We start from the raw sequence: 21614 nt of genomic DNA on the forward strand, positions 1-21614 counted from the left end.
TAAAGGCGGCTTCAGTGATACGGCGTGATGTTGAAAACTAATCCTGCCTGTCATGCTTCCCCGGGAAGTCACTAGGCCAACGCATTGGCTTGGGCTGCGGAGCAGGCTTAGGGGCAGGATCGGAAAAGTTATTCATGTCCTAACCTCCTTTACATCATGGGCACAACAGCATTAGGCGGGGTACTGATTGCACCAAAATACTATAACAGTTATAGGTACTATGCTTATTCTCCAGCATGTGCCCTACCCCGCCTCCACACTTGCTACTTAAACCTGCAGCCATAAAAAGACTGCTAGCCGCCAGCCGTTACGCACTAGACAGGCTATTGCATCATCAGACAAACCCTAGCCGCGACAGTTCCTTGCCACCACAATCCCAATTAAAGGCGCAAGCGCAAAGAAACCAAATAGATAATACGCCGCCCGGGCGGTGCCTTGAACTCCACCTGGATCAATCAATCCACCCGCGTTCGCGATCATCCCCGCCATGGCCGCGCCTGTTGCTGTTGCAAAGAGCTGGATAGTCGTGATCGACGCACCGGCCAACTCCTGTTCTTGCGGCACGGCAGCTTTTAGAACACGAGTCAGTAAATGTGGCCACGCCAAGCCCACCCCCAGCCCAATCAGGGCCAGCCCCAAACAAATTGGTGCTAAATCAAGCCAGTGACCCGCGCTGGTTTTAGGCACTAGCAAGGCTAGGCTCACCATGCCCAACAACCCCAACACAGGCCCCGCCATGATGGCGCGCTGAATGCCCTGTCCACTCAGACCCGAACTGGCAATCGCCCCGACCGTCCAGCCTGCTGCCATCAAGGCGGCCAAATAACCGGCAATCAAGGGCGATTGCTGATGCAGAATTTGCAAGAACAACGGCGCGAAAACTTCTCCACTGGTAACAGTCAGTACAAGCAAGGACATCAGGGCATAAAGGGCGGCTATGCCCGAACGGAACTGAAAGGCCCCCGAAGGCAAAAGCTTTTTCTGGGAGCGTGCTTCAACTGCGACCAAAGCCATACCCAATACAAAAGCAGCTCCCAAACCCAAGACATTCTGCGTTACTTCCGCCGAAGCACTCCCTGCAGAAATAGCCAGCACGGAGAGTGTCAGCAGAATCAATTGTGCCAAAGGCACCGATGCTTTGGCCGACGCCCCACCCTGTTTTTCACGCTTGGGCAACACTCCCAATGCCAGGACGGCAAACACCATAGCAATCAAGGCTACCGACCAGAATGCAGCCCGCCAAATTCCCCACTGTGCAAACATGCCCCCTATTGCGGGTCCTAGAAGGGTTGCTACGCCCCACATTCCGGAAACCAGTGCCATCGCCCGGGGCCAGAGCTTTTCCTCGAACACGACGCGAATCATGGCGTAGGCCAGGGCAAACAGGAAGCCGCCACCCACCCCTTGCACAAAGCGCCCCACCAACATAATGGCCATGGTGGGTGCCGCCGCACAAATTACTGCGCCCACCGCGAAGATCAAGGCTGCCAGCCCATAGCTTCCTTTGGGGCCGACCATCTGAAGTAATTTGGGAGACAGGGCCGAGGCCAAAATGGAAGCGATCACAAACAAAGTGGTGTTCCAGGCATACATATCCAGCCCACCGATGTCCAGCACGACAGTAGGCAAAATAGTCGTCGCAATATAGACATTGACCGCGTGCAGGACGACTCCCCCTGCCAGAACAAGCGCGCGCATTGCATTGGCGCCAGACAATAAATCGCCCCATCCTGCCGTAGCGACAAGGTCCGGCTCCCTATTACTTGATGACCCCGTTCGGGCTTCATGGACATCGCCCGCCGGGGCTTCTTGATTTTTCATGGTTTCTCAACGGTTTAAGTGACAAAGCCCTGCCGCTGGAAAGACTTGCGCAGGTACAAGTCATCCTTTATAAAACCTCATGTATACATGAGGTCAAGGAATTTAAAGACCATGAGAATCGACATTAACGTGCCACTATCGGTGGGCGAAGTCGCCCGCCGAAGCGGCGTTACGATTGCAACGGTGCACCACTACGAGGCCAAAGGCTTGATCCAGGGCTGGCGCAGTGACGGCAACCAGCGGCGGTATCACAGGGAGGTATTACGCAAAATCTCGGTGGTCAAAATCGCCCAGCGCGCGGGTATTCCGCTAGCCACCATTAAAGAAGCGCTGGATGCGCTGCCCTCTGGCCGCCCTCTGACCTCCAAAGACTGGACCCTGCTATCCACCAACTGGCGCGACATGCTCAATGAACGGATTCATAGCCTGACCCAGCTGCGCGATGAGCTGGATGGCTGTATTGGCTGCGGGTGTTTATCCATGACTGACTGCCCGTTAAGAAACCCGGGGGATCAGTTGTCATTGGTGGGGGATGGGGCGGTGCTGTTGAACACTCGTCACCAACACCTAGCCAACACATGAAACAAGAACAACGCATGGCATGGCCCGGAGTCTGTGGGGAAACGCTTATTCATTCCTAGTGTTGGGCTTAACACGAGGTAGGTAATCGAAATCCAATAAGCTACCTGAAGAGCAAAAAACGATAAGACATTAACACCAAAACTCTATGTCTAAAACAAAAAAAGCTCCAGATGGAGCTTTAAGTGTTTACTTTTTATTATCCCTGCCTAAAACATGTATTCAACTGTTGAGCTATTTTCTCCATACCCACATATGCTTTTTCGGGATAAAACATTTCCAAATCAGTTAAGGGCCCAAAACCAGAGTTAGGCATAGAGCCAGAGTATGTCTGCGCCGCCTGAATATTATGAAACACAAACTGATCTTGCTCTTCTGCACGTTTGTATTTCACGGTGAACCGGATAATGTACTTAATTGGAACAGCAATCAGGCCTCCTGAAGTACTGAATGTATAGTCCATTTGCCCACGAGCCACAGCACCGGAGCCATCCTCTGCAACGTACTGCAAAACCGACTCACCAGCGACGACCTCAGAACTACCGATATTGTAGTATTTCTGACTGGCGTAGCCGTAAAAGCTGGATGCCCCGTCTGACAACCTGACATCCGAGACATGCAAATTATCCGTTAAACATAAGGCGAGCTGATCTTTACCCGCTTTGCTTTTCGGCAAGTTAAAATTAAATTCTTTAACAGTAAACCAACCTGGGCTATCTTCTGCATACGTTACGCCCGGGAGCTCCGCCAGAGTAGCGGATCGATTCGTGTTTGTAGCGCAGCCTGCCAATATCGTTGCTGAAGCCACTACTAAAACAAGCCTTTTCATTCCTATCTCCAAAACAATAGTAAAAAGATAGTACTCAAGGCATCTAATTAAAACCAGATATGATTTTTTACAATCAATACTTATTCACGTTTGCATAGAATCGCAACTCCCTAGAGAAAGCCAGCTAAAGGTGGAAAAAATCAGCATTAAGATGGTGTCCAGTGTGTTGCGCACCTAAAAAGGCCCAGTACGAATACCAGGCTTGTTCATTTCAAATAGTCACTACCCCAAACTTAAATTACACCCCAAAAATAAAGCAGCGCAGGCAGCAAGGCCGTCAGCACACCCTGCACGGCGGAGACCAGGCCTGTCAGCCGTGCAATGGGTTTGTTCAGCACCAAAAGCAGAAAGAACATGAACCACAGCACGGCCCACGACAACCAGCTCACAACTTGCCAGTAGTCAAAAATCCGCTCGGCAACGCTCAGATTGGTCAAGGCTGCCGGCACTGCAATGCAAGCGACCACCAAGGAATACCAGCCCAGCGCCCGTCCGTCGCTGCCGGTGAACGCGTTGACCCCCACCCAAAAGTAGGTCAATGCAAACAGGCCCAAGTAAATGGCGGACAAGGGGGAATACACCGCGCTGTTAGCGGGGTTCAAAATGTGGGACATGCAGATAAAGCCCAGCACAGCCGTGAACAGATTGACGATGGCCGCATCTTTTGCGTCCACCAGTCTGCCCACGTGATGACCTTCAGAGTAGTAGAGACGAACACCATTAACGAACAGGCACAGGCCTGCAAACGCCAGAAAAGCGGCAACTAGCATTTTGAAGAATTCCTAAGTAATAGAAAGCGGACACAGAACGTGCCCGCAACATGATGTTGCACTCAGGGCTGAGGCGGAGAGGATCATAGAGCTTGGCCGGAAAATAGCCATTTGCTTTTTTTTATAAGCTCTATAAGAAAACCGCATGCAATTTTTGCGCGGTTTTAAGACGAAAAAAGAAGGGTAAAAAAAGGGCTGACAAGCGTACAGAACGGGCTGTACAAGGCCAAGACCTGGCCTGCCCTAGGTCTGCTCTTTTTGCCCCCATCGCGCCACTACCCGTACATAAACCAACTGCGCCAAAAGCTCTACCAAGGTTTGAGTCAAAATGATGGCTGGCAACAAGGGCAAAGCACCGGGGATAGCCAAGGCCAAAGGCAACACCACCAAGGAGTTACGCGTCGCACTGCTGAACGCGACGGAGCGCCGCAGAGCCACCTCCAAACCTGCCTGACGGGCCAGATACCAGCCTATCACTGGTGCCACGATGGCAAACAGCACATAGACGGGCACCACCCTCCACAAGATATCCAAAGCGGGTTCTAACTGCCGAAGAACGGCGGCCACCACAATAAACAGCACCAAAGCAGTGGCCGGAACCGGTGCCAGGCCCAGGCCCACTTGCAACTGAGCCGCGATGCGGCTTTTAGCAGCCAGGTACTGAGTGCCCCCCGCAAGCAATAAGGGGATCACGATCAGGAAAAAGAAGGCTTCTAAAAAAGGGCCGGCTTTAATATAGACACCGAATTGCTGCCCCAAGGCCAACTTCAAGTAGAAGGGCAACAGCAGCATCTGCACAAGCAGCAGTACGGGGGTCGATGCCAGCAAGGCACGCGCGTCAGCTTTCCCCAATTGGGCAAAGGTGACAACGTAATCGATACAGGGAGCCAGCAAGACCAGCAAAACGCCCAGCCTAAGCAGGGTATGGTCTGGCAGCAAAGGGAGCAAAGCGAATACCAGTAGCGGAATCAGGCAGAAGTTGGCCACCAGCAATACGAGCAAAAACCGAATCTGGGTAAGCGCCTTAGCTAGCTGAGCAAGAGGCACCTGCAAAAACGTGACGTACAACATGAACGCCAAAGCGGGATTGATCCAGTCAAGCAGCCCCGCAGGCATCTCCCAGAATCCGGCTATTAAACCGGCCAGCAGCATCGCCAGAAAATACAGGGTGATCTGCCTGCTCTCTAATACATCACGAATCACGGCCAGCACTCTACGCCCCCAAACACGTCAACACGGCCATGAGCACACAAGCTTAACGACTACGACGCAAACGCGCGGCGGACTGACGGTTCAAATCCCGAGCTTCGCGCTCGGCGTAAGCGCTTTCACCAGGTTCGTAACGACCTTCGTGCATGCAAGATTCCCGATCCCAGGTACATTCATTGAATAGTTTTGACACGGGCCCGCTACCAGGTTTGCTTGTAGAACACGCCGCCATCAAAGCAGCCAAACCCAGCACCGCAGCGCTCTGAAACAATCGTCGAACCATCATTGTGTTTTCCCTACAAAAAATCCAGACTTGCACTTCCCGCGAATCGAAACGAGACCTGATCGCGGACAATAGAGACACTGTACCCTGCGCCTCCAAAGCACGTCGATTCCCTGGAGGGAGAATTTGCAATTTATAACTCAAGGACATTTTGGCTACGGGCACTTGTCTGGTCCTGCTGACGAGATTAGCGTGGGGTTTTCATGCTCTGATTGGGTAGCAAGTGCAAGCCGGTACGCCGCACGAACTCCTCGTAGCTGATGGGTGGACCAACACGAGTGGAGGCTTGATTAGCCTGCCAATGCACCCAGGAACGCCCGGTAGTGGCGTCATAGACCAGCTTGAACAAGTGGCTAGGCACCGCCACTTTATTGGAGCCAATAGTAGCTGTATTGCGCTCGTAGACCGGCCCGGTAAAGACATAGACGTTGCCCGCAGCACGCGCAATGTATTTACGCGTGTCGGCCTCGATCTTGTTCCAGGGGCCTGCATTATGAATCTGGTTTTGCGGCACCATATTGGCCAAAGAAAAACTCTGGGCCATACCTTGCTGGGAAGCCATATCCCCCGCTGGCGCCATATGCCCGCGCGAAAAGCCGGAGCCTTTATAGTCATTCAGCTCGGCCCGTTCGCCCTGGGGCAAGCGAGCTTCGGCGTAAAAGCGATCCGTACGCTTCAAGCCTTTGGCCGATTGAATCTGCTGCCGATTCAAGCGTTGCACAACAAAAACCGGGGTTTTGGTCTGACCACTGTGCAAAATTGCAAAAGAGCTGAAGCACAGCTCCCTTTGCGTATACGCCATAGGCACCACGGGCCGAGATCCGGGGAAGAACTGGGGGCATTGTGCAAAGGAGGTCTGCACATAGCCATCCACGCCAGCCGGAACCGGAACACTGCCTTGCTGGGCTTCCGTGGGCCAACCCAGCGACACCAAAAAATGTTCAACGCTCTGCCAATTCAGCCCTTGGGGATGGAGCCAGGCGGTGCTGATCCCAAAGCTGGTGACGGCGGTCAGCAGGACCGACTTTATAAATCGGGTTAGCCGCCCCTGCCCTGCACTTTTTCTGCTGCTAACTGCTTTCTTGACTGTGCGAACTGCTTTTTTTCTGCTCATACCACTCTTGTTTTATGCTTGGTCGGCCTACATCATTGCGCCGACTGCACCTGTGATTATAAGCAGTCCTTTCAGGATCAAACGGACTTGCCCCCATACGGGGGCAAGTATTTCCTTCCTATGCATCCATCTTGTGCTGCATCCTGACTGGCAAAAGTCTTTAGTCAGGGATAAAGCCGCTCAAGCTACTTCGTCCCCAAGGCCTGGAGTTCTTTCAATTCATCTTGCAGTTCTTCCAGCTTGGCGCGATCACGCTCCAGTTTCTTTTCCAGCTTCTGAACCTTGTCCTGGCGGCCTTCAGAGCGTTTCTCCGCGATTTCGTCTACGCGTTCCTGGATGTCCTCTTGCTGCTCGCGAATTTCATCCTGCTTGCTGCTCAGCAGATCCGTATCCTTGCAATGGGCTTGTACGTTCGCCAAGGCCCGCTCCAGCCCGCGCTCTCGGTGCACATTGCCGTGCTTGCGCGCGTACTCTATCTGGTTCTGGATCTCGTCAGCTTTGTACTGACAGGCCGGGTTATCCGCCAAGGCTGGAAAGGCCATCACACTCAATACTGCACTCAAGCACCATATAGAGCTTTTCATTGTTCATACTCCTGCTGTGTTCATCTGGAAAGCCATCATACAAGCCTGGCTTATTGTCTGTCTGAGTGAACGATTAAAAGAAAAGTAGCCGTTTTGTCACAAAACCGTGCTTAAATTCGAATTTTCCACCGTTTTTGTCATATTCAAGTAACTAAGTTGTCGCAAGTTGTGCCGTGAAATTTACACAACTTGTCTTTAGGCATAAAACACTTCAGTTACACTCAAAATCCTTATAGAGCAAATTTTTACTTTAATCGTGTTCAACATCACCATCAGGAAGCTGATCTTTTTCCTGTGCGCTGCTTTGCTTGTTCTCTGGCTATTTCCGTTTGCGCACGTCAGCGAAAGTTTGCTAAACACGTCCCAAGCCTACTCGGCCTGGCACACCAGTGTTCTCAATACCTTATTGCCCTTGTCCATCCTGGCTGTTGCCAGCCTGGTCTGGGCAGAAAAAGCGGTCTCTGCCTGTATGGCCATGGCAGTCAATACTGTCTTGTTCACCTTAGCCATTAAAAACATCTGTGATACCGCAGACCGTTTTTCACACGTGTGCGGTATCGATATCACGGTCTCTTACGGGGCCATGCTTTATGGCTTTTGCCTGATGAGCCTGTGGGTCTTGCTGCTCAGCTACCGACGCAAGATTCAGAAAGGTCTATCGGGTTCACCCGGCGACCTGACGCTGTAGGCTCGCCCTACTCCGTTTTTTCAGCTTGCCCTGGCATCACCACAATAGTTTGCTGCATCAATGCACATAGCGTGTGCTTGCCTTCTTGTACGGCAAACACTTCGGCCTGCGTCACAATCAAGGTGCGCCCTCGACGCACGACTGAACCTCTCGCAATCAGTGACTGCCCCTTGGCCGGTGCCAGAAAATTGAGCTTGTACTCCACGCTCATGACACTGGCCCCCAAGGGCGCACAACTCATGGCGGCATAACCACCGGCTGAGTCTGCAATCATCCCCACCACTCCGCCATGGACAAAACCATGCTGTTGCTGCACACCCTCCCAGTGCGGCATATGGATTTCGACCATGCCTGACTCCAGCACCGGCATGGTGGCCTGAATCAGGCTCATGGCATTTTGACGGGCGAAACTATCCTGTACGGCTTGTGCAATTTGCGGGTCCAAGGCGGTTTCTGCTTGGCTTGCCATCGTATTCATCGACATTGTCTCCTCTGTTTTTATCTTAAGGAAAGCCTGCCTCAGGCTGGCTTAAAAGGGCCAGAAAATAGGAATGAAGATCACGCCCAAGACCCAGAAAATCAAGTTCAAAGGCAAACCTACTTTCAGAAAATCCGTGAAGCGATAGCCGCCGGCCCCATACACCATTGTGTTTGTCTGGTAGCCCACTGGCGTCGCAAAACTGGTGGACGCGGCAAAGGTGACGGCGATCAAAAAGGGCGTGGCATCCACATCCATCATCTTGGCCGTAGACATGCCTATAGGCGTTAACAGAACCGCCGCAGCAGCATTGCTCATGAATTCTGTTAGCAGCAAGGCCATTAAATACACTACGGCCAGCACCACCAAGGGGCCGGAGGATTTGACCAAACCGACGGTGTTTTCCACCAAGAACTGGGCAGCACCCGTCTCGCTCATTGCCATGCCTAAGGGCAGCAAACCAGCCATCAAAATAATGATGCGCCAATCAATCGCGTCATAGACTTCATCAGCCTTCAAGCAACCGGCCAAGGTCATGGCGACTGCCCCCACTAGGGAGGTGATACTGATCGGCACCCAACCCAGAACGGGCAGCAAGATCACCAAGGTCATGGTGAGCAGTGCAAACGGGGCGCGCCACCCCATTTTCTTTTCGGCTTCACGCTCGGACAGCACAATAATATTGTTGTCCGCCCGCAGGTCGCCTGCCTCGGACGCCGGGGTCAGCATCAGCAGAATGTCGCCCACCTGCAAGCGCACGGCTCGCAACTGCTCACGCAAGACCTGACCGCGGCGATGAATCCCCAACACGGTGACATTCTTGTGCCAGCCCACACCCAGGCTGGCCAGCGTGCGTCCGCTCAGGCGTGAACGGGGAGCGATCATGACTTCATTCAGCACTTGGTCAACCTGCTCGAAAGAGCGCTGTTCCAGCTTGAACTGTGGGTCTACTTCCAGGCCAGCCTCTTTGCGCAGCTCGTCCAGCTTGGTCCAGTCGCCACGCGCCAACAGTACATCTCCGGCTTCGATTTTTTGCTCGCGTGGCCCCCAGACTTTGGTGTCACCACGCAGCAACTCCAACACAAAGACGCCGTACTCTTCGCCCAACTTGGCATCGCCCACGGATTGCCCGATCAAGGAAGAATCAGGCATCACGCGCAGCTCGGTGATGTACTTGCCCAACTCGTATTGTTCGACCAGTTCGCCACCGCGCGCATCGGGCAGCAACCAGCGTCCTACCGTGAGCAGATAGATACAGCCCACCACCATGCAGATCACCCCCAGCGAGGTGAACTCGAACATGGAGAAACCAGGGTGGCCCAGATCACGGGCTATGGCATTGACCAGCAGGTTGGTAGATGTCCCAACCAGGGTACAGACACCCGCCATTTGCGAGACATAAGACAGAGGGATCAGGGCCTTGGAGGCGGACATGCCGATGCGGGCCGTAGCCGCCATCACAATCGGGATGAAGACCGCCACCACAGCAGTATTGTTCACAAAGGGAGCAATCACCGCCAGGATCAGAAACAGAACCAGCAGGAACTGGAACGGGGACTTGGCCTTACCCAGCAAATCCCCTATCCCGGAAAGTGCGCCGCTGTTTTGCAGGCCCGCCGCCAAGACAAACATGGCAGCCACCGTAATGGTGGCCGGATTGCTAAACCCTCCGACAGCCTGCTCCGGAGTGACCAGCCCCAGAACGGCCAAAGCGCTCAGGACCAGCAGAGCAATGGCGTCTATTCTGAGTTTTTCTGTGGCAAACAAGACAATCGCTATTAAAGCCAGACCCAAGACCACTGCAATCTCTGTTGTCATGCTGCCGTACTCCGTTTGTTTGGTGCTGCTCAGTATAGGTAAATTCGGCTCCTTAACTGTTGCTTATTGCTGCACTGAGCAAAAAACACACGCTTAGCCTTATGTCGGGCTCTGGATAGAACAGGAAAAAACGGAATCTCCTGCTTTATGAGCGCTTGAATAGGCTTACACCAACAGCATCAGCAGAAACACCAAGCTGAGCAAAGCTATATAGGCTTTGGCATGAATAGTGTCAGGGATCTTGCCAATCCAGCGCGAACCTAAACGTATCCCCAGCCAGGAAGCGAACACCAGTACCAGGCAAGCGCGTACATCGATATACCCGACGTGCCACGCTCCCAGCGAATCGGCGTTCCAGGCCAACATGGCATAGGTCAGACTCCCCACCACAGCCATGGGCAAAGACAGGGGATTAGCGGCGGCCGTTGCGGCCGTCATGCTGGCGCCCCTCCTACGCATCAAAGGGACTGTGATCACACTACCCCCCACTCCCAAGAAGGCGGCAATGGCGCCAATCAATACCCCCGCCACTGCGCTGAGCGTCTGGCCCATAGGCCGAATCGCATTGCCCGCTGCTTTGGTGAAGTCCGAGCGAAAAACAGCATCCAGAATCGTCAAGCCCAAATACGCCACAAAAATCCAGCGCACCCAAGAGCCGCTTAATGCCATCGCCGCGATCGCGCCGGGAATCGCGCCTATTGCGATGAACAGGAGCAAGGGACGCACCTGCTCCCAGGGCACCGTCCCCGCCTTGTGATGACGCCAAGTAGACAAGCCTGCCCCAAAGATCATGACGCAGGTCGATGTAGCGACGGCAATGTGCATGGCGGACTGTCCCATTTGGCTATCCACACCGTACATGCCAATCAGCACTGAATACAGCACGGGGACAACCACAAAGCCGCCCCCAAAGCCAAACAACACCGTCGTGACGCCTGCCAGCAAACCAAAGAACAGCAGTAGAAAATACATAGCAGCTAATTAGAAGAGAGTGCAAAGCCTCAGGATAAGATCCCTAGGTTTGGCTGGCATGCTAAAACCGGTCAATAATACTTTCGTTTCGGCCATAGGCTTGCTTATGCACAATGTACGACTGGACAGCGTTGACGCCACCCCCCGCCCTGTACTGGCAATTGGAACCGACTATGCACCCGGCACCGTGCTGGACTTTCACGTCCATCGACGGGCACAAATGCTCTATGCCATGACAGGCTTGATGGAAGTGGAAACGGACGACGGCGCTTGGCTGATCCCGCCGTATAGCGGAGTCTGGATTCCAGCGGGCAAGCGTCACCGGGTACATATGCAAGGTGCCAGCACACGCAGTCTCTATATAGAGCCAGAGGCAGCGCCCCGACGCGGCGATCACTGTGAAGTGCTGGTCATCACCCCTTTGCTGCATCAGCTTTTGCTCGCCTCTTTGGCGATGCCGGCCTTGTACGATGAATACGGTCGCGACGGTGCCTTGGCTCAGTTGCTGTTGCATGAGGTGCGCCTGGCTCAGACCATGCCGCTTTTCGCCCCTATCCCTCAAGATCCGCAGCTAGCCACGCTATGCAAAGCCTTTTTACGGGCTCCCCATATCCAGGTCACGCCAGAACAGTGGGCCAAACAGCTGAACAAGAGCCTGCGCACCTTCACGCGTTTGTTTCGGCAGCAAACCGGGATGAGCTTTAGTGAATGGCGTCAGCAAGCTTGCTTGCTCGCTGCCTTGACCAAACTATCCGCTGGGCAAGCCGTCACGCAGATCGCGCTGGATTTGGGTTATGACAGTTCCAGCGCCTTTTCCACCATGTTCCGCCGGCGTCTAGGCCAGGCCCCCAGTCACTTCATTCGTGCGCCTGGAACTGACAGGCTGGCATAACAGTGCATAAAGCCTATTTTCACTGGACAGAAAAAAGCCCCCAGCTGTAGAAGCTGGAGGCTTTCATGAACCACCTTGAATCCGGAAAGGATCAAGGCGAAGGCTACAACACTTATCGAGCGATACGAGCGCGTCCGCCCATGGTTGCGGCCAGACTGGCAACGAATGCCCCCACCAGCAAAGAAGCAAACGCCCACAAGGCAAAGGCAGCGGCTGCCTTACGAGCCGTATCCGCCGCTTCACGGGCTTGTTGTTCCAGCTTGTCGGCTGCTTCCTTCGCTTGCTTCTCAACCGAGGCCAAACGCTCCTTGGCTTGTTCAGGCGTCAAACCAGTACGATCAGCCACCAGACGCAGCAAGTAGTCCTGATCTTGGTCGGAGACCTTTCCTTCTTTCAGACTACGAGCCAGAATCCGGCTGACTTCACGCTCGGGGTTCGCACCTTCCACGCGCATATTGGCCGGATCAGCCGGACGCAGCAAGGTATCAGTAAAGTAAGACAGGCCTGGGCCTTCAGCCTGGTCTTTACCTGCCTTCCCTACCACAGCCGATGCCGCACCTACGCCTGCGCCGGTCAAGCTGGCTCCGGCTTGTGCTGTGCCGGAAATAACCGAAGCAGCGCCCGAACCCAGCATGAAGATACCAACTACGGCACTTAGCGCCCACACCAGAAAGCCGTGTGCCGTATCGCGGAAGTGAACTTCGTCGCCATGCACTCCCGACCAGTTGGTACGCAAGCGCCCGGTCACATAGCCAGCAATACCATAAGCGATGATCTGCGTCGCAAACAGCCACGCAATCGTGCCGATGGCCAAGGTGCTACCGGAGGCCCCCTCCTGGCTCCAAGGGGAGATTGCCATAAAGCCCAAACCGGTCCCGCCGACCAGCAGCGTGACTGTCAGGGCTGCCGCAATGACGGCCCCCCCGATAATGGCTCCCCAAGACACGGCGGAATGAGACGATTCCCCCAGAGTCTGCGTACCCACCACTGCGTCCGAACCAAATTGCGTTATAGCCATGATGATTCCTTATTTCGGATTGTGATCGCAAGAACCTTAATGCCAGAACAGAGCCAGCAAAATAATGATAGGGATTGGCACTCCCACCAGCCACAAAAGGATAGACCTCATAACTCCTCCACTTAAATGAAGAAAAAAGAACAAGTTGCATATAAGAGCAAAGTAATCGCATTCATTCTAGGCAGATAAAAATTCGTTTAATTTTATAAAATGTAAAAAGCGAAACTGAATCAGTGCAGAGGTATCCAAGGGGCCACGCTCGAAAACAGGCTAGGCGGATGACCTCGTAAGCAGAAGGGTTAAAAGCCTCTCTGATAGGGCTACTCAGGGAAAAACAGCCCGAACCGGCAGATGACAAAGGAAACAAAAACTGTCGATAGAACGGGGGCTCACTCGCATACACGTATCTAACTTGAATTATTTTTTATTGTTTAGAAATATTAGATTACTTAAATAAAGGCCGATGAATTCAATAAGAATAAATAAATAGAATAAGAGCCATAAGCAAAAAACCAAAAGACAGGAAAGAATTACCGAGCGGCAAGAATTCAGAAAGTATGATTCGTGAAATAAAGGACTGTTATTGCGGTACAAGAGCAAGAAACCGGGTGCTGCGTAGTCCACCGACCTTGTCCGACCGGACCTGACACACCCCGCGCTGCAGGGCGGACACAGGAAGCGAGAGCCCGGCACCAACACACTCAAAAGCGACAAACAAAGCCATAAATCCGTGCATGGATAGGACAGACTCGGTTATCCTGTTGCCTTCATTCAAGCTCGGCCGCAGCGGTGGTAAACCGCGCGTTATGCGCCTTTTGTATCCCAATACTGCCAATGACGGCCTGAATTCACACAGAGCCTAGCCTATGAGCGACCTCCAAAGTCTGATCGAAGCGGCGTGGGAACAGCGAACCTCCCTCTCCCCCCAAAACCACAGCATTGAACTGCGCACGGCCATCCATACCGTGATTGAGAAGCTGGACTACGGTTCCTTGCGCGTGGCGGAAAAAATCGACGGGCACTGGCAGGTCAATGATTGGGTGAAAAAAGCCATTCTCTTGTCCTTCAGAATCAATGAGAACCGCGTCATGGCCAGCGACCCCGCGCCTTTTTATGACAAGGTGCCGCTGAAGTTCGAACAACACGATCAAGCTGCATTTGCTCAGGCCGGCTTTAGGGCGGTTCCTGGCGCCGTGGTGCGTCAAGGCTCTTACGTTGCCCCCGATGTCGTCTTAATGCCCTCCTTTGTGAATATTGGCGCCTATGTTGGCGAAGGCACGATGGTGGACACCTGGGCAACGGTCGGATCTTGCGCCCAGATCGGCAAGCATGTGCATCTGTCCGGTGGTGTGGGCATCGGTGGGGTTTTGGAACCTTTGCAAGCCAGTCCGACTATCATTGAGGACAATTGTTTTATCGGTGCCCGTTCTGAAGTGGTGGAAGGGGTGATCGTAGAAGAAAACTCGGTGCTGGCGATGGGCGTATTTCTGTCGCAAAGCACCAAAATTTACGAGCGCGAGACGGGCAAGATCTATCAAGGTCGCGTGCCCGCCGGCTCGGTGGTGGTTCCGGGCTCCCTGCCCTCGGCCGACGGGCTGTACAGCCTGGCCTGCGCCATCATCGTCAAGCGTGTGGACGCCCGCACACGTGCCAAGACCAGTATTAATGATTTACTTCGCGCCTGAACATGAGCACTGACATTTCTGTACTAGATACCCTCAAAGACTTGATTGCCCGCCCCTCGGTCACGCCAGAGGACGCCCACTGCCAGCAATGGCTGGGCGCACGGCTGGAGCAAGCTGGTTTCACGCTGGAAAACCTGCCTAGCGGACCGGTAGTGAACCTGTGGGCCCGCCGTGGCACCCAGGCTCCCCTGTTTGTTTTTGCAGGCCATACCGATGTTGTTCCCACCGGCCCGGAAGCCGCATGGGATTCTCCGCCCTTTGAGCCTGTTGTGCGCGACGGCCAGCTGTATGGCCGCGGTGCGGCGGATATGAAAGCGTCCATTGCCGCTTTTGTGCATGCCGTGGAAGAATTCACACAGGCCCACCCGGACCACAAGGGTTCGATCGCTCTGCTGCTGACGTCTGACGAAGAAGGCCCCGCTACTGATGGAACGGTGCATGTTTGCCGCGTTCTGCAAGAGCGTGGTGAGCAGCTGGACTACTGCATCGTGGGTGAGCCGACCTGCTCGCGCCAACTGGGTGACACCATCAAAAATGGCCGTCGCGGCTCTTTATCCGGTCACTTGATCGTTAAAGGCCGTCAGGGTCATGTCGCATATCCTCAGTTGGCCATCAATCCACTGCATGTCTTTGCTCCTGCCTTGCACGAGCTGACAGATCGCATGTGGGACGCCGGCAATATCGATTTTCCGCCCACCAGTTTTCAGATCTCCAACATCCACGCCGGAACAGGCGCAGGGAATGTGATTCCCGGCCAGTTGGACGTGCACTTCAATTTCCGTTTTTCCACCGAGCAAACCCCGGCTGGACTGCAGGCTGAAGTGGAATACATCCTGAGCCGCCATGGCGTGGACTTTCAGCTGGAATGGACCTTGGGCGGCGAGCCCTTCCTGACCGAAGCCGGGCCACTCAGTGAGGCCTTGCGCGGCGCCATTGAAGCTGAAACCGGTGTGGAAACCGATTTATCCACCACAGGCGGCACCTCCGACGGGCGCTTTATCGCTAAAATCTGCCCCCAAGTGGTCGAATTTGGCCCGCTCAATGCCAGCATCCATCAAATCAACGAACACGTTGCTGTCGCCGACCTTGAGCCTCTTAAAAACATCTATCGCCGTACACTGGAAGCCCTGCTTTGTTAAGCCCTTGCATCGATAATTCCTCCCTGCTGGAAGCCCAGCAACAACTGCGCACCGTGCGCGACTTACTACGCTGGTCGGTTAGCCAATTTAACCGCTGCGAACTGGCCTTTGGCCATGGTAGTGACAACGCCTGGGACGAGGCCGCCTACCTGCTGTTGCACAGCCTGCACCTGCCGCTGGATACTCTGGAACCGTTTTTGGATACCACCGTTGTGGAGTCCGAGCGAGCCGCCTATCTGGCTTTGGTCGCACGTCGCTGCAATGAGCGCGTACCGGCAGCCTATCTGACAGGCGAAGCCTGGTTGCAAGGCCACCGCTTCCGCGTCACAGCCGACACGATTGTGCCGCGTTCACCCATTGCAGAATTGCTGGCCGAACAGCTGCAACCCTGGATTGCCGACCCCGAAGCCATCTATAACGCGCTGGATCTGTGCACAGGCTCCGGTTGCCTGGCCATTCTGACCGCCCTGGCCTTCCCGCACGCTCAGGTAGATGCGGTGGATCTGTCCGACGCGGCGCTGGAAGTGGCTCAATCCAATATTGATGCCTTTGATCTGAACGATCGCATGAGCCTGTACAAGAGCGATCTGCTGGACCAACTGCCCACAACGGCTTACGACCTGATTATCTGCAATCCACCTTATGTGAATGAGCAGTCCATGCAGAGCTTGCCGCAAGAGTACCAGCACGAACCCCAGTTGGCCTTGGCAGGCGGTGACGATGGCATGGACCTGGTGCGCCGTATTCTGGAAGCCGCTCCTAACTTCCTGGCCCCCGAGGGCGTGCTGATTCTGGAAATTGGTAACGAATACGACAACTTCATCGCGGCCTTCCCGGAACTGGAACCTATCTGGCTGAGCACGGAAACCGCTGAAGACCAGATTCTCTTGCTAAGCCGGGAGCAACTGGCTCTGTGATACGCGCAACTGGAATTACGCTGCGTCGCGGCGTCAAGGTCCTGCTGGACACGACCGATTTCATCGTTAATCCGGGCGAACGCTTGGGCATTGTGGGCAAAAACGGCGCAGGTAAATCCTCGCTGTTTGCTCTGTTGCAAGGCGAGCTGGATCTGGATGCAGGCGATCTGAGCATCCCCGAAGTGTGGCAAGTAGCCAGTGTGCGCCAGAACATTCCTGACCGTGACCGCCCTGCCCGCGAATTCGTGATTGACGGGGATGAGCGCCTGCGCGCACTACAGGAAAAACGTGCCAACACGCCGGACAGCGATGGCCAAGCCATTGCTGAACTGGAAAATGCCCTGATCGAAGCCGATGCCTGGTCCGCCCCCTCGCGGGCTGAGCAGTTGCTGGCCGGTCTGGGCTTTCGTCCCGATCAGTGGATGCTGCCCGTGCGTGAGTTCTCCGGTGGCTGGCAAATGCGCCTGTCGCTGGCTCGCGCTCTGATGGCTCCGTCAGACCTGCTCTTGCTGGACGAGCCCACCAACCACCTGGACTTGGACGCCATGCTCTGGCTGGAGCGCTGGCTGGTCTCCTATCCCGGCACAGTGCTCTTGATTTCGCACGATACCGAGTTTCTGGATGCGGTCGCCCGTTCGATTTTGCACGTGGATCAAGGCAAGCTGGTGCGCTACAAAGGCGGCTACAACGACTTTCTGGTGCAACGCGCCGAACGTATGCAGCAAAGCCAGATCGCCTACGAGCGTCAAACTCGTGAAGCGGCCCGTCTGCAAGGATTTATTGATCGCTTCAAGGCGCAAGCCACCAAAGCCAAGCAAGCACAAAGCCGGGTGAAAGCCTTGGCCCGTATGCAGACCCTGGCCCCCTTGCGCGAAGATGCCAGCGTTTCCATTCGCCTGCCATCACCTGAATACACTCCAGATCCCTTGCTGACCCTGGATCACGCCGATCTGGGCTATGCAGGCCAAGAGAAACCCATTCTGGGCCAAGTACGCCTGATGGTGCGCGGGGGAGCTCGTATAGGGATTTTGGGGATGAACGGTGCGGGTAAATCCACGCTGGTCAAAACCCTGGCTGGCAAGCTGGAACCCATTCGTGGGGAGCGACTGGAGTCCAAAGGCTTGGTGATTGGCTACTTTGCCCAGCATCAGCTTGACTCCATTGACGCCGAATCCACCCCGCTACAGCATCTGGCCCGTCTGGCCCCCGATGTGCGTGAGCAGGAACTGCGCAACTATCTAGGCTCTTTCGGCTTCAGCGGCGATATGGTCACCAGCCTGACCGCCCCCTTCTCCGGAGGAGAAAAGGCGCGTCTGGCTCTGTCTCTGATTGTCTGGCAAAAACCCAATCTGCTCTTGCTGGACGAACCCACCAACCACTTGGACGTGGATACCCGAGAAGCCCTGGCTACGGCCTTGGCCGATTACGGTGGCAGCGTGCTGCTGGTTTCGCACGATCGTCACCTGTTGCGCTCTACGGTGGACTCTTTCTGGATCGTGGCCGACGGCCAAGTTCAAGAGTTTGATGGCGACCTGGAGGACTACCGGGATTGGCTGCTTGCGCGTAGTGCGCAATCACGCTCTGAAGCTCGTCAGGAAGCGCGGGCGGCGGACACTGGCAGCGAAGGCACGGATCGTAAAGCCCAGCGCCGTCAGGAAGCCGAGCTGCGCCAACGCCAGGCCCTGCTGCGCAAACCATTGGAAAGCCGCTTGAAGAAAGTGGAAACAGCAATGGAAAAAGCCCAGCAGCGTTTGCAAGAGCTGGATACCTTGATGCAAGACCCGGACTTTTATTCGGATCGCTACAAGGACCAACGTCCCGCCTTGATGACAGAGCATGGTGAGCTAACCAAGTCTCACCAAACTCTGGAAGAAGAATGGCTGGAAATTCAGGAAGAGATGGAGGAAATTGGGCGACAAGCGTAAACAAGCGCCTATGCTCTCCACTGCCTCTTTCTGAACAAGAAGGCGCCAGCTCTGCAAAGAGTGGCGCCTTTTTCTTGCGCGCTTAAATGTGCATGGGTCCATTTAAGTAGGGCCGGATATAGATCCTCTGCCACCCTTCTGCTCAAACCTTCACAGACCTTGAGCAGCCCAGATATCCGCACAACAAATCCACAATGGCCTGTTCAAGCTGATCTGGCGGATACGGCACCCCGGGCGGAATAACCGCGCCGTGGATCAAGGACTCCAGGCTTTGCATCACCACCCACGTGGCCAAATCCAGATCCTGTGGCACGACCTCGCGGCGATGCTCCTCCAGTAATTGGCGAATCCGATTACGAATACTTTGATCCGCTTGGCTCTCGGTAGGCGGCGCATCAAAGAAGGGGAATTCCTTTTCCAGCACACGGTGTAATTCCGGGTCCACCAAGTGGGCAGCCAGCCAGGCTTGCACCAAAGCGCTGAGCCGCCCCCGCAGATCCAATGGCTGAGTCGCGGCCAAGCTGCTTTCCATGGCGGCATTCATTTGCAATGCATGCCGCTCGTGCAGGGCCGAAATCAAGGAGTCCTTATTGGGGAAGTACTGGTACACCGATCCCACACTGACTCCGGCGACCTCAGCAACCACATTGGTATTGGTGCCTGCATAGCCACGTTCCGACAAAACGCGAGCCGTGGCCTCCAAAATAGCTTCCACCAACGCTCGAGAACGGCTTTGACGCGGGATACGTCTGGCTTGCGGGAGGGTGGGCATCAGGGCTCCAAATGCGAGTTTTCGATGTGAGCAATTATTCATATTATCTCAAATATCGAGCAATTACTCATGTTTGGAGTTATCCATGTCTGTACTACATACGGCTCAAGCCGCTGCCACGGGACAGTCACCTCCTGCTGCCCGTGTTTTTTTAAGACTGCTACCTATTACCCTGGCCGTTTTTATCAGTTTTCTAAGCATAGGTTTGCCCCTGCCGGTATTGCCTTTGCACATACACAATGCGCTGGAGATGAGCACCCTTGTGGTGGGCCTGGTGATCGGCATTCAATTTGCAGCCGCCCTGCTCTCCCGTGCCTGGGCCGGCAATCTAGCCGATACGCAGGGGTCCAAACACGCCATGGTGCTGGGCCTGATGGTGATGTGCTTATCTGGACTGGCCTATATGGCCTCCCTAAGCTTTCACACCATGCCTACCCTGTCCGTCTGGGTGCTGGTCATTGGCCGTATCCTGCTAGGTTGCGGAGAAAGCTTGGTGATCACTGGAGCCTTGAGCTGGGGGATTGCTTTGGTGGGCCCCAAGAATGCGGGCAAAGTTATGGCATGGGTAGGCGTAGCCATGTACGGAGCTTATGCGGTTGGCGCCCCTGCCGGTGTAGCCATCCATGTGGATTACGGTTTTGACGGCATTGCCTTGGCTGTCACGCTTCTGCCTTTGCTCTCTTTGTTACTGCTCCTGAAAGTGCGTGCCATCGGCCCGACCGCTCAACGCCGTACTCCGTTTTACCAAGTGCTCGGTTTGGTCTGGTGCGCAGGCATGGGCTTGCTCTTGTGCAGTGTGGGATTTGGCAGTCTGACCGCCTTTGTCGCCCTGCTATTCGCAGACCGTAACTGGGGCAATGCTTCTTTGGCTTTCACCGCCTTTGGGGCGGCATTTATTGCCGCTCGCATATTCTTTGGCCACCTGCCCGACAAACTGGGAGGTGCTCAAGTTGCCTTGCTCTGCGTCCTGATCGAAGCCGTGGGCCTGTTGCTGATCTGGGGGGCTGACAGTCCAGCTATCGCTTACGTGGGAGCTGCTTTGACTGGCTGGGGCTATTCTCTGGCCTTCCCCGGCTTTGGTGTTGAAGCAGTACGCCGTGCACCGCCTGAGAGCCGGGGTGTTGCTATGGGTGCCTATGTCGCCTTCCTGGACATTTCCCTGGGCATTACCGGCCCGGCCCTGGGTGCCCTGGCAGTAGCGTGGGGAATCAGCGCTGTTTATCTGGTGAGTGCCATTGTGGTGAGCTTGTCGGTTCTGGTGGCGCTAGCCTTGCTGCGCGGAGTCGCCTCCCCTGCCGTGGCCTGATCTCGCTACTCATAATCAAACTCCAAGAGGCTGCCCGTAGGCAGCCTCTTGTTATGGGCCTTAGCGTCAAAGCGACATCAGCTCATACAAAGCGGCAGCCGCCCAACGCCGTACTACAGGGTCGCGACTGGCAGTCACGAGAAGCCATTTTTTCTGATGATTTTTCCCGGCGTTTTATCACTGGCCTGAACCTGCTGATTGATGGTACAAAACTGCGCATTCAATCCGAAAAAACACTTAATAATTACGAGCAGATTAATGCACATTTCGACCCACGAATTCCCCCGCGTCTGGATCACGGACGCATCCCCTTCCAACTGGCGACAGGAGCTGGAAGCCTTGCTGGATCAAGGCAAACGCTTTGTGCTGCTGACGCGCGAATTGCCCGGCGCAGATAAAGAAGGCTCGACTGAAAAAGAAGAATTCTCTCAGTGGCTCAAAGACAATCGCAGTAGCCTGAGCAACTGCTGTGCAGCCAGCCTGGTCGTGGTGGGCAATCCCTTGTTCGCCTTTTCCTTGAATGCTTTTGTTGAACCTTTGGGCAAAAAACTGGGCTTTCCAGTGCGTGTTGTGCTGGAAAGCGATCTGGATGCACAGGTCACCGCTTTTCTGGCAGCCACTCCGGAAACAGAGAACTCCTGATCCGCCTCTTGGCAGTTTGCCTCTGGGCAGTCAATACTATGTGGCTGGGCCCCCTATTGGGGTAGCCCAGCCAGATACCGCAATACAGCGCCTCACCCTAGACAAAGCCAGCAACATCTGCCTGCTATTTCATACCTTAATTAGCAGGCTAGACTGCAACTTTATAGGCGGCT

At 54.7% G+C, this 21614-nt stretch carries 21 protein-coding genes; 9 read left to right on the forward strand and 12 right to left on the reverse strand.

The genetic code is table 11. From position 1 onward, the window contains the following. Nucleotides 1–345: 345 nt before the first annotated feature. On the reverse strand, nucleotides 346–1698 hold the full coding sequence (locus AC1RSM_RS06920) for an MFS transporter (protein WP_492930769.1): 1353 nt from the start codon (nucleotides 1696–1698) through the stop codon (nucleotides 346–348). Nucleotides 1699–1932: 234 nt separating this feature from the next. On the opposite strand from AC1RSM_RS06920, the gene soxR reads away from it, so the two are divergent. After that, entirely contained in the window at nucleotides 1933–2403 is a 471-nt protein-coding gene (gene soxR, locus AC1RSM_RS06925; protein ID WP_492930771.1) for a redox-sensitive transcriptional activator SoxR, read from the forward strand. A 196-nt stretch (nucleotides 2404–2599) separates the two neighbouring features. Here the strand turns inward: soxR and AC1RSM_RS06930 are convergent, their stop codons facing one another. The 6 genes from AC1RSM_RS06930 to AC1RSM_RS06955 all read right to left on the reverse strand — a co-directional run bounded on the left by AC1RSM_RS06930 (nucleotide 2600) and on the right by AC1RSM_RS06955 (nucleotide 7189). Next, nucleotides 2600–3229, reverse strand: coding sequence for a hypothetical protein (locus AC1RSM_RS06930; protein ID WP_492930773.1), 630 nt, complete (start codon nucleotides 3227–3229; stop codon nucleotides 2600–2602). A gap of 233 nt (nucleotides 3230–3462) precedes the next feature. After that, nucleotides 3463–3999, reverse strand: coding sequence for an AmiS/UreI family transporter (locus AC1RSM_RS06935; RefSeq protein WP_492930774.1), 537 nt, complete (start codon nucleotides 3997–3999; stop codon nucleotides 3463–3465). Nucleotides 4000–4242: 243 nt separating this feature from the next. Then, nucleotides 4243–5151 carry an arsenic resistance protein gene (locus tag AC1RSM_RS06940; RefSeq protein ID WP_492931487.1) on the reverse strand — a complete coding sequence of 303 codons (909 nt, stop codon included), beginning with the start codon at nucleotides 5149–5151 and terminating at the stop codon, nucleotides 4243–4245. Nucleotides 5152–5254: 103 nt separating this feature from the next. Next, a complete protein-coding gene (locus AC1RSM_RS06945) occupies nucleotides 5255–5494 on the reverse strand; it encodes a hypothetical protein (RefSeq protein ID WP_492930775.1) in 240 nt (79 codons plus the stop codon). 184 nt (nucleotides 5495–5678) lie between these two features. Continuing rightward, nucleotides 5679–6605, reverse strand: coding sequence for a DNA/RNA non-specific endonuclease (locus AC1RSM_RS06950; RefSeq protein WP_492930777.1), 927 nt, complete (start codon nucleotides 6603–6605; stop codon nucleotides 5679–5681). A gap of 185 nt (nucleotides 6606–6790) precedes the next feature. Further along, nucleotides 6791–7189 (reverse strand): DUF1090 domain-containing protein, encoded by a 399-nt coding sequence (locus AC1RSM_RS06955; RefSeq protein ID WP_492930779.1) that lies wholly within the window; start codon nucleotides 7187–7189, stop codon nucleotides 6791–6793. Between the two features lie 349 nt (nucleotides 7190–7538). Between AC1RSM_RS06955 and AC1RSM_RS06960 the strand changes: the two genes are divergently transcribed. After that, complete coding sequence (locus tag AC1RSM_RS06960; protein ID WP_492930781.1) at nucleotides 7539–7877, forward strand: DUF202 domain-containing protein; 339 nt, start codon at nucleotides 7539–7541, stop codon at nucleotides 7875–7877. Between the two features lie 7 nt (nucleotides 7878–7884). On the opposite strand, the gene AC1RSM_RS06965 is transcribed toward AC1RSM_RS06960, so the two are convergent. The 3 genes from AC1RSM_RS06965 to AC1RSM_RS06975 form a co-directional block, all read right to left on the reverse strand. Then, entirely contained in the window at nucleotides 7885–8355 is a 471-nt protein-coding gene (locus tag AC1RSM_RS06965; protein ID WP_492930783.1) for a PaaI family thioesterase, read from the reverse strand. 51 nt (nucleotides 8356–8406) lie between these two features. Then, the gene (locus AC1RSM_RS06970) at nucleotides 8407–10209 is read right to left on the reverse strand and encodes an SLC13 family permease (RefSeq protein WP_492931489.1); all 1803 of its coding nucleotides are present in this window, start codon (nucleotides 10207–10209) and stop codon (nucleotides 8407–8409) included. 129 nt (nucleotides 10210–10338) lie between these two features. Next, nucleotides 10339–11145: a sulfite exporter TauE/SafE family protein gene (locus tag AC1RSM_RS06975; RefSeq protein WP_492930785.1), complete on the reverse strand. Its 807-nt coding sequence runs from the start codon at nucleotides 11143–11145 to the stop codon at nucleotides 10339–10341. Between the two features lie 106 nt (nucleotides 11146–11251). Between AC1RSM_RS06975 and AC1RSM_RS06980 the strand changes: the two genes are divergently transcribed. Then, the gene (locus AC1RSM_RS06980; protein ID WP_492930787.1) at nucleotides 11252–12037 is read left to right on the forward strand and encodes an AraC family transcriptional regulator; all 786 of its coding nucleotides are present in this window, start codon (nucleotides 11252–11254) and stop codon (nucleotides 12035–12037) included. 112 nt (nucleotides 12038–12149) lie between these two features. On the opposite strand, the gene AC1RSM_RS06985 is transcribed toward AC1RSM_RS06980, so the two are convergent. Beyond that, nucleotides 12150–13055 (reverse strand): hypothetical protein, encoded by a 906-nt coding sequence (locus AC1RSM_RS06985; RefSeq protein WP_492930789.1) that lies wholly within the window; start codon nucleotides 13053–13055, stop codon nucleotides 12150–12152. Nucleotides 13056–13921: 866 nt separating this feature from the next. Between AC1RSM_RS06985 and dapD the strand changes: the two genes are divergently transcribed. The 4 genes from dapD to AC1RSM_RS07005 are packed head-to-tail and all read left to right on the forward strand — an operon-like array spanning nucleotide 13922 to nucleotide 18721. After that, the gene (gene dapD, locus AC1RSM_RS06990; protein WP_492930791.1) at nucleotides 13922–14740 is read left to right on the forward strand and encodes a 2,3,4,5-tetrahydropyridine-2,6-dicarboxylate N-succinyltransferase; all 819 of its coding nucleotides are present in this window, start codon (nucleotides 13922–13924) and stop codon (nucleotides 14738–14740) included. A gap of 2 nt (nucleotides 14741–14742) precedes the next feature. Beyond that, the gene (gene dapE / locus AC1RSM_RS06995; RefSeq protein WP_492930793.1) at nucleotides 14743–15879 is read left to right on the forward strand and encodes a succinyl-diaminopimelate desuccinylase; all 1137 of its coding nucleotides are present in this window, start codon (nucleotides 14743–14745) and stop codon (nucleotides 15877–15879) included. Then, on the forward strand, nucleotides 15873–16796 hold the full coding sequence (prmB, locus tag AC1RSM_RS07000; RefSeq protein ID WP_492930795.1) for a 50S ribosomal protein L3 N(5)-glutamine methyltransferase: 924 nt from the start codon (nucleotides 15873–15875) through the stop codon (nucleotides 16794–16796). The genes dapE and prmB overlap by 7 nt, the downstream gene beginning before the upstream one ends. Continuing rightward, nucleotides 16793–18721 (forward strand): ABC-F family ATP-binding cassette domain-containing protein, encoded by a 1929-nt coding sequence (locus AC1RSM_RS07005; protein ID WP_492930797.1) that lies wholly within the window; start codon nucleotides 16793–16795, stop codon nucleotides 18719–18721. Before prmB ends, AC1RSM_RS07005 begins: the two co-directional genes overlap by 4 nt. A 142-nt stretch (nucleotides 18722–18863) precedes the next feature. On the opposite strand, the gene AC1RSM_RS07010 is transcribed toward AC1RSM_RS07005, so the two are convergent. After that, nucleotides 18864–19493, reverse strand: a complete 630-nt coding sequence (locus tag AC1RSM_RS07010) for a TetR/AcrR family transcriptional regulator (protein ID WP_492930799.1) — start codon at nucleotides 19491–19493, stop codon at nucleotides 18864–18866. A gap of 85 nt (nucleotides 19494–19578) precedes the next feature. Between AC1RSM_RS07010 and AC1RSM_RS07015 the strand changes: the two genes are divergently transcribed. Together AC1RSM_RS07015 and AC1RSM_RS07020 are read left to right on the forward strand one after the other, a co-directional pair. Further along, entirely contained in the window at nucleotides 19579–20799 is a 1221-nt protein-coding gene (locus AC1RSM_RS07015) for an arabinose transporter (RefSeq protein ID WP_492930801.1), read from the forward strand. A gap of 258 nt (nucleotides 20800–21057) precedes the next feature. After that, a complete protein-coding gene (locus AC1RSM_RS07020; protein WP_492930803.1) occupies nucleotides 21058–21441 on the forward strand; it encodes a hypothetical protein in 384 nt (127 codons plus the stop codon). The last annotated feature ends 173 nt before the right edge of the window (nucleotides 21442–21614 follow it).

Source organism: Alcaligenes sp. GW821-FHT11D07, from assembly GCF_058808495.1.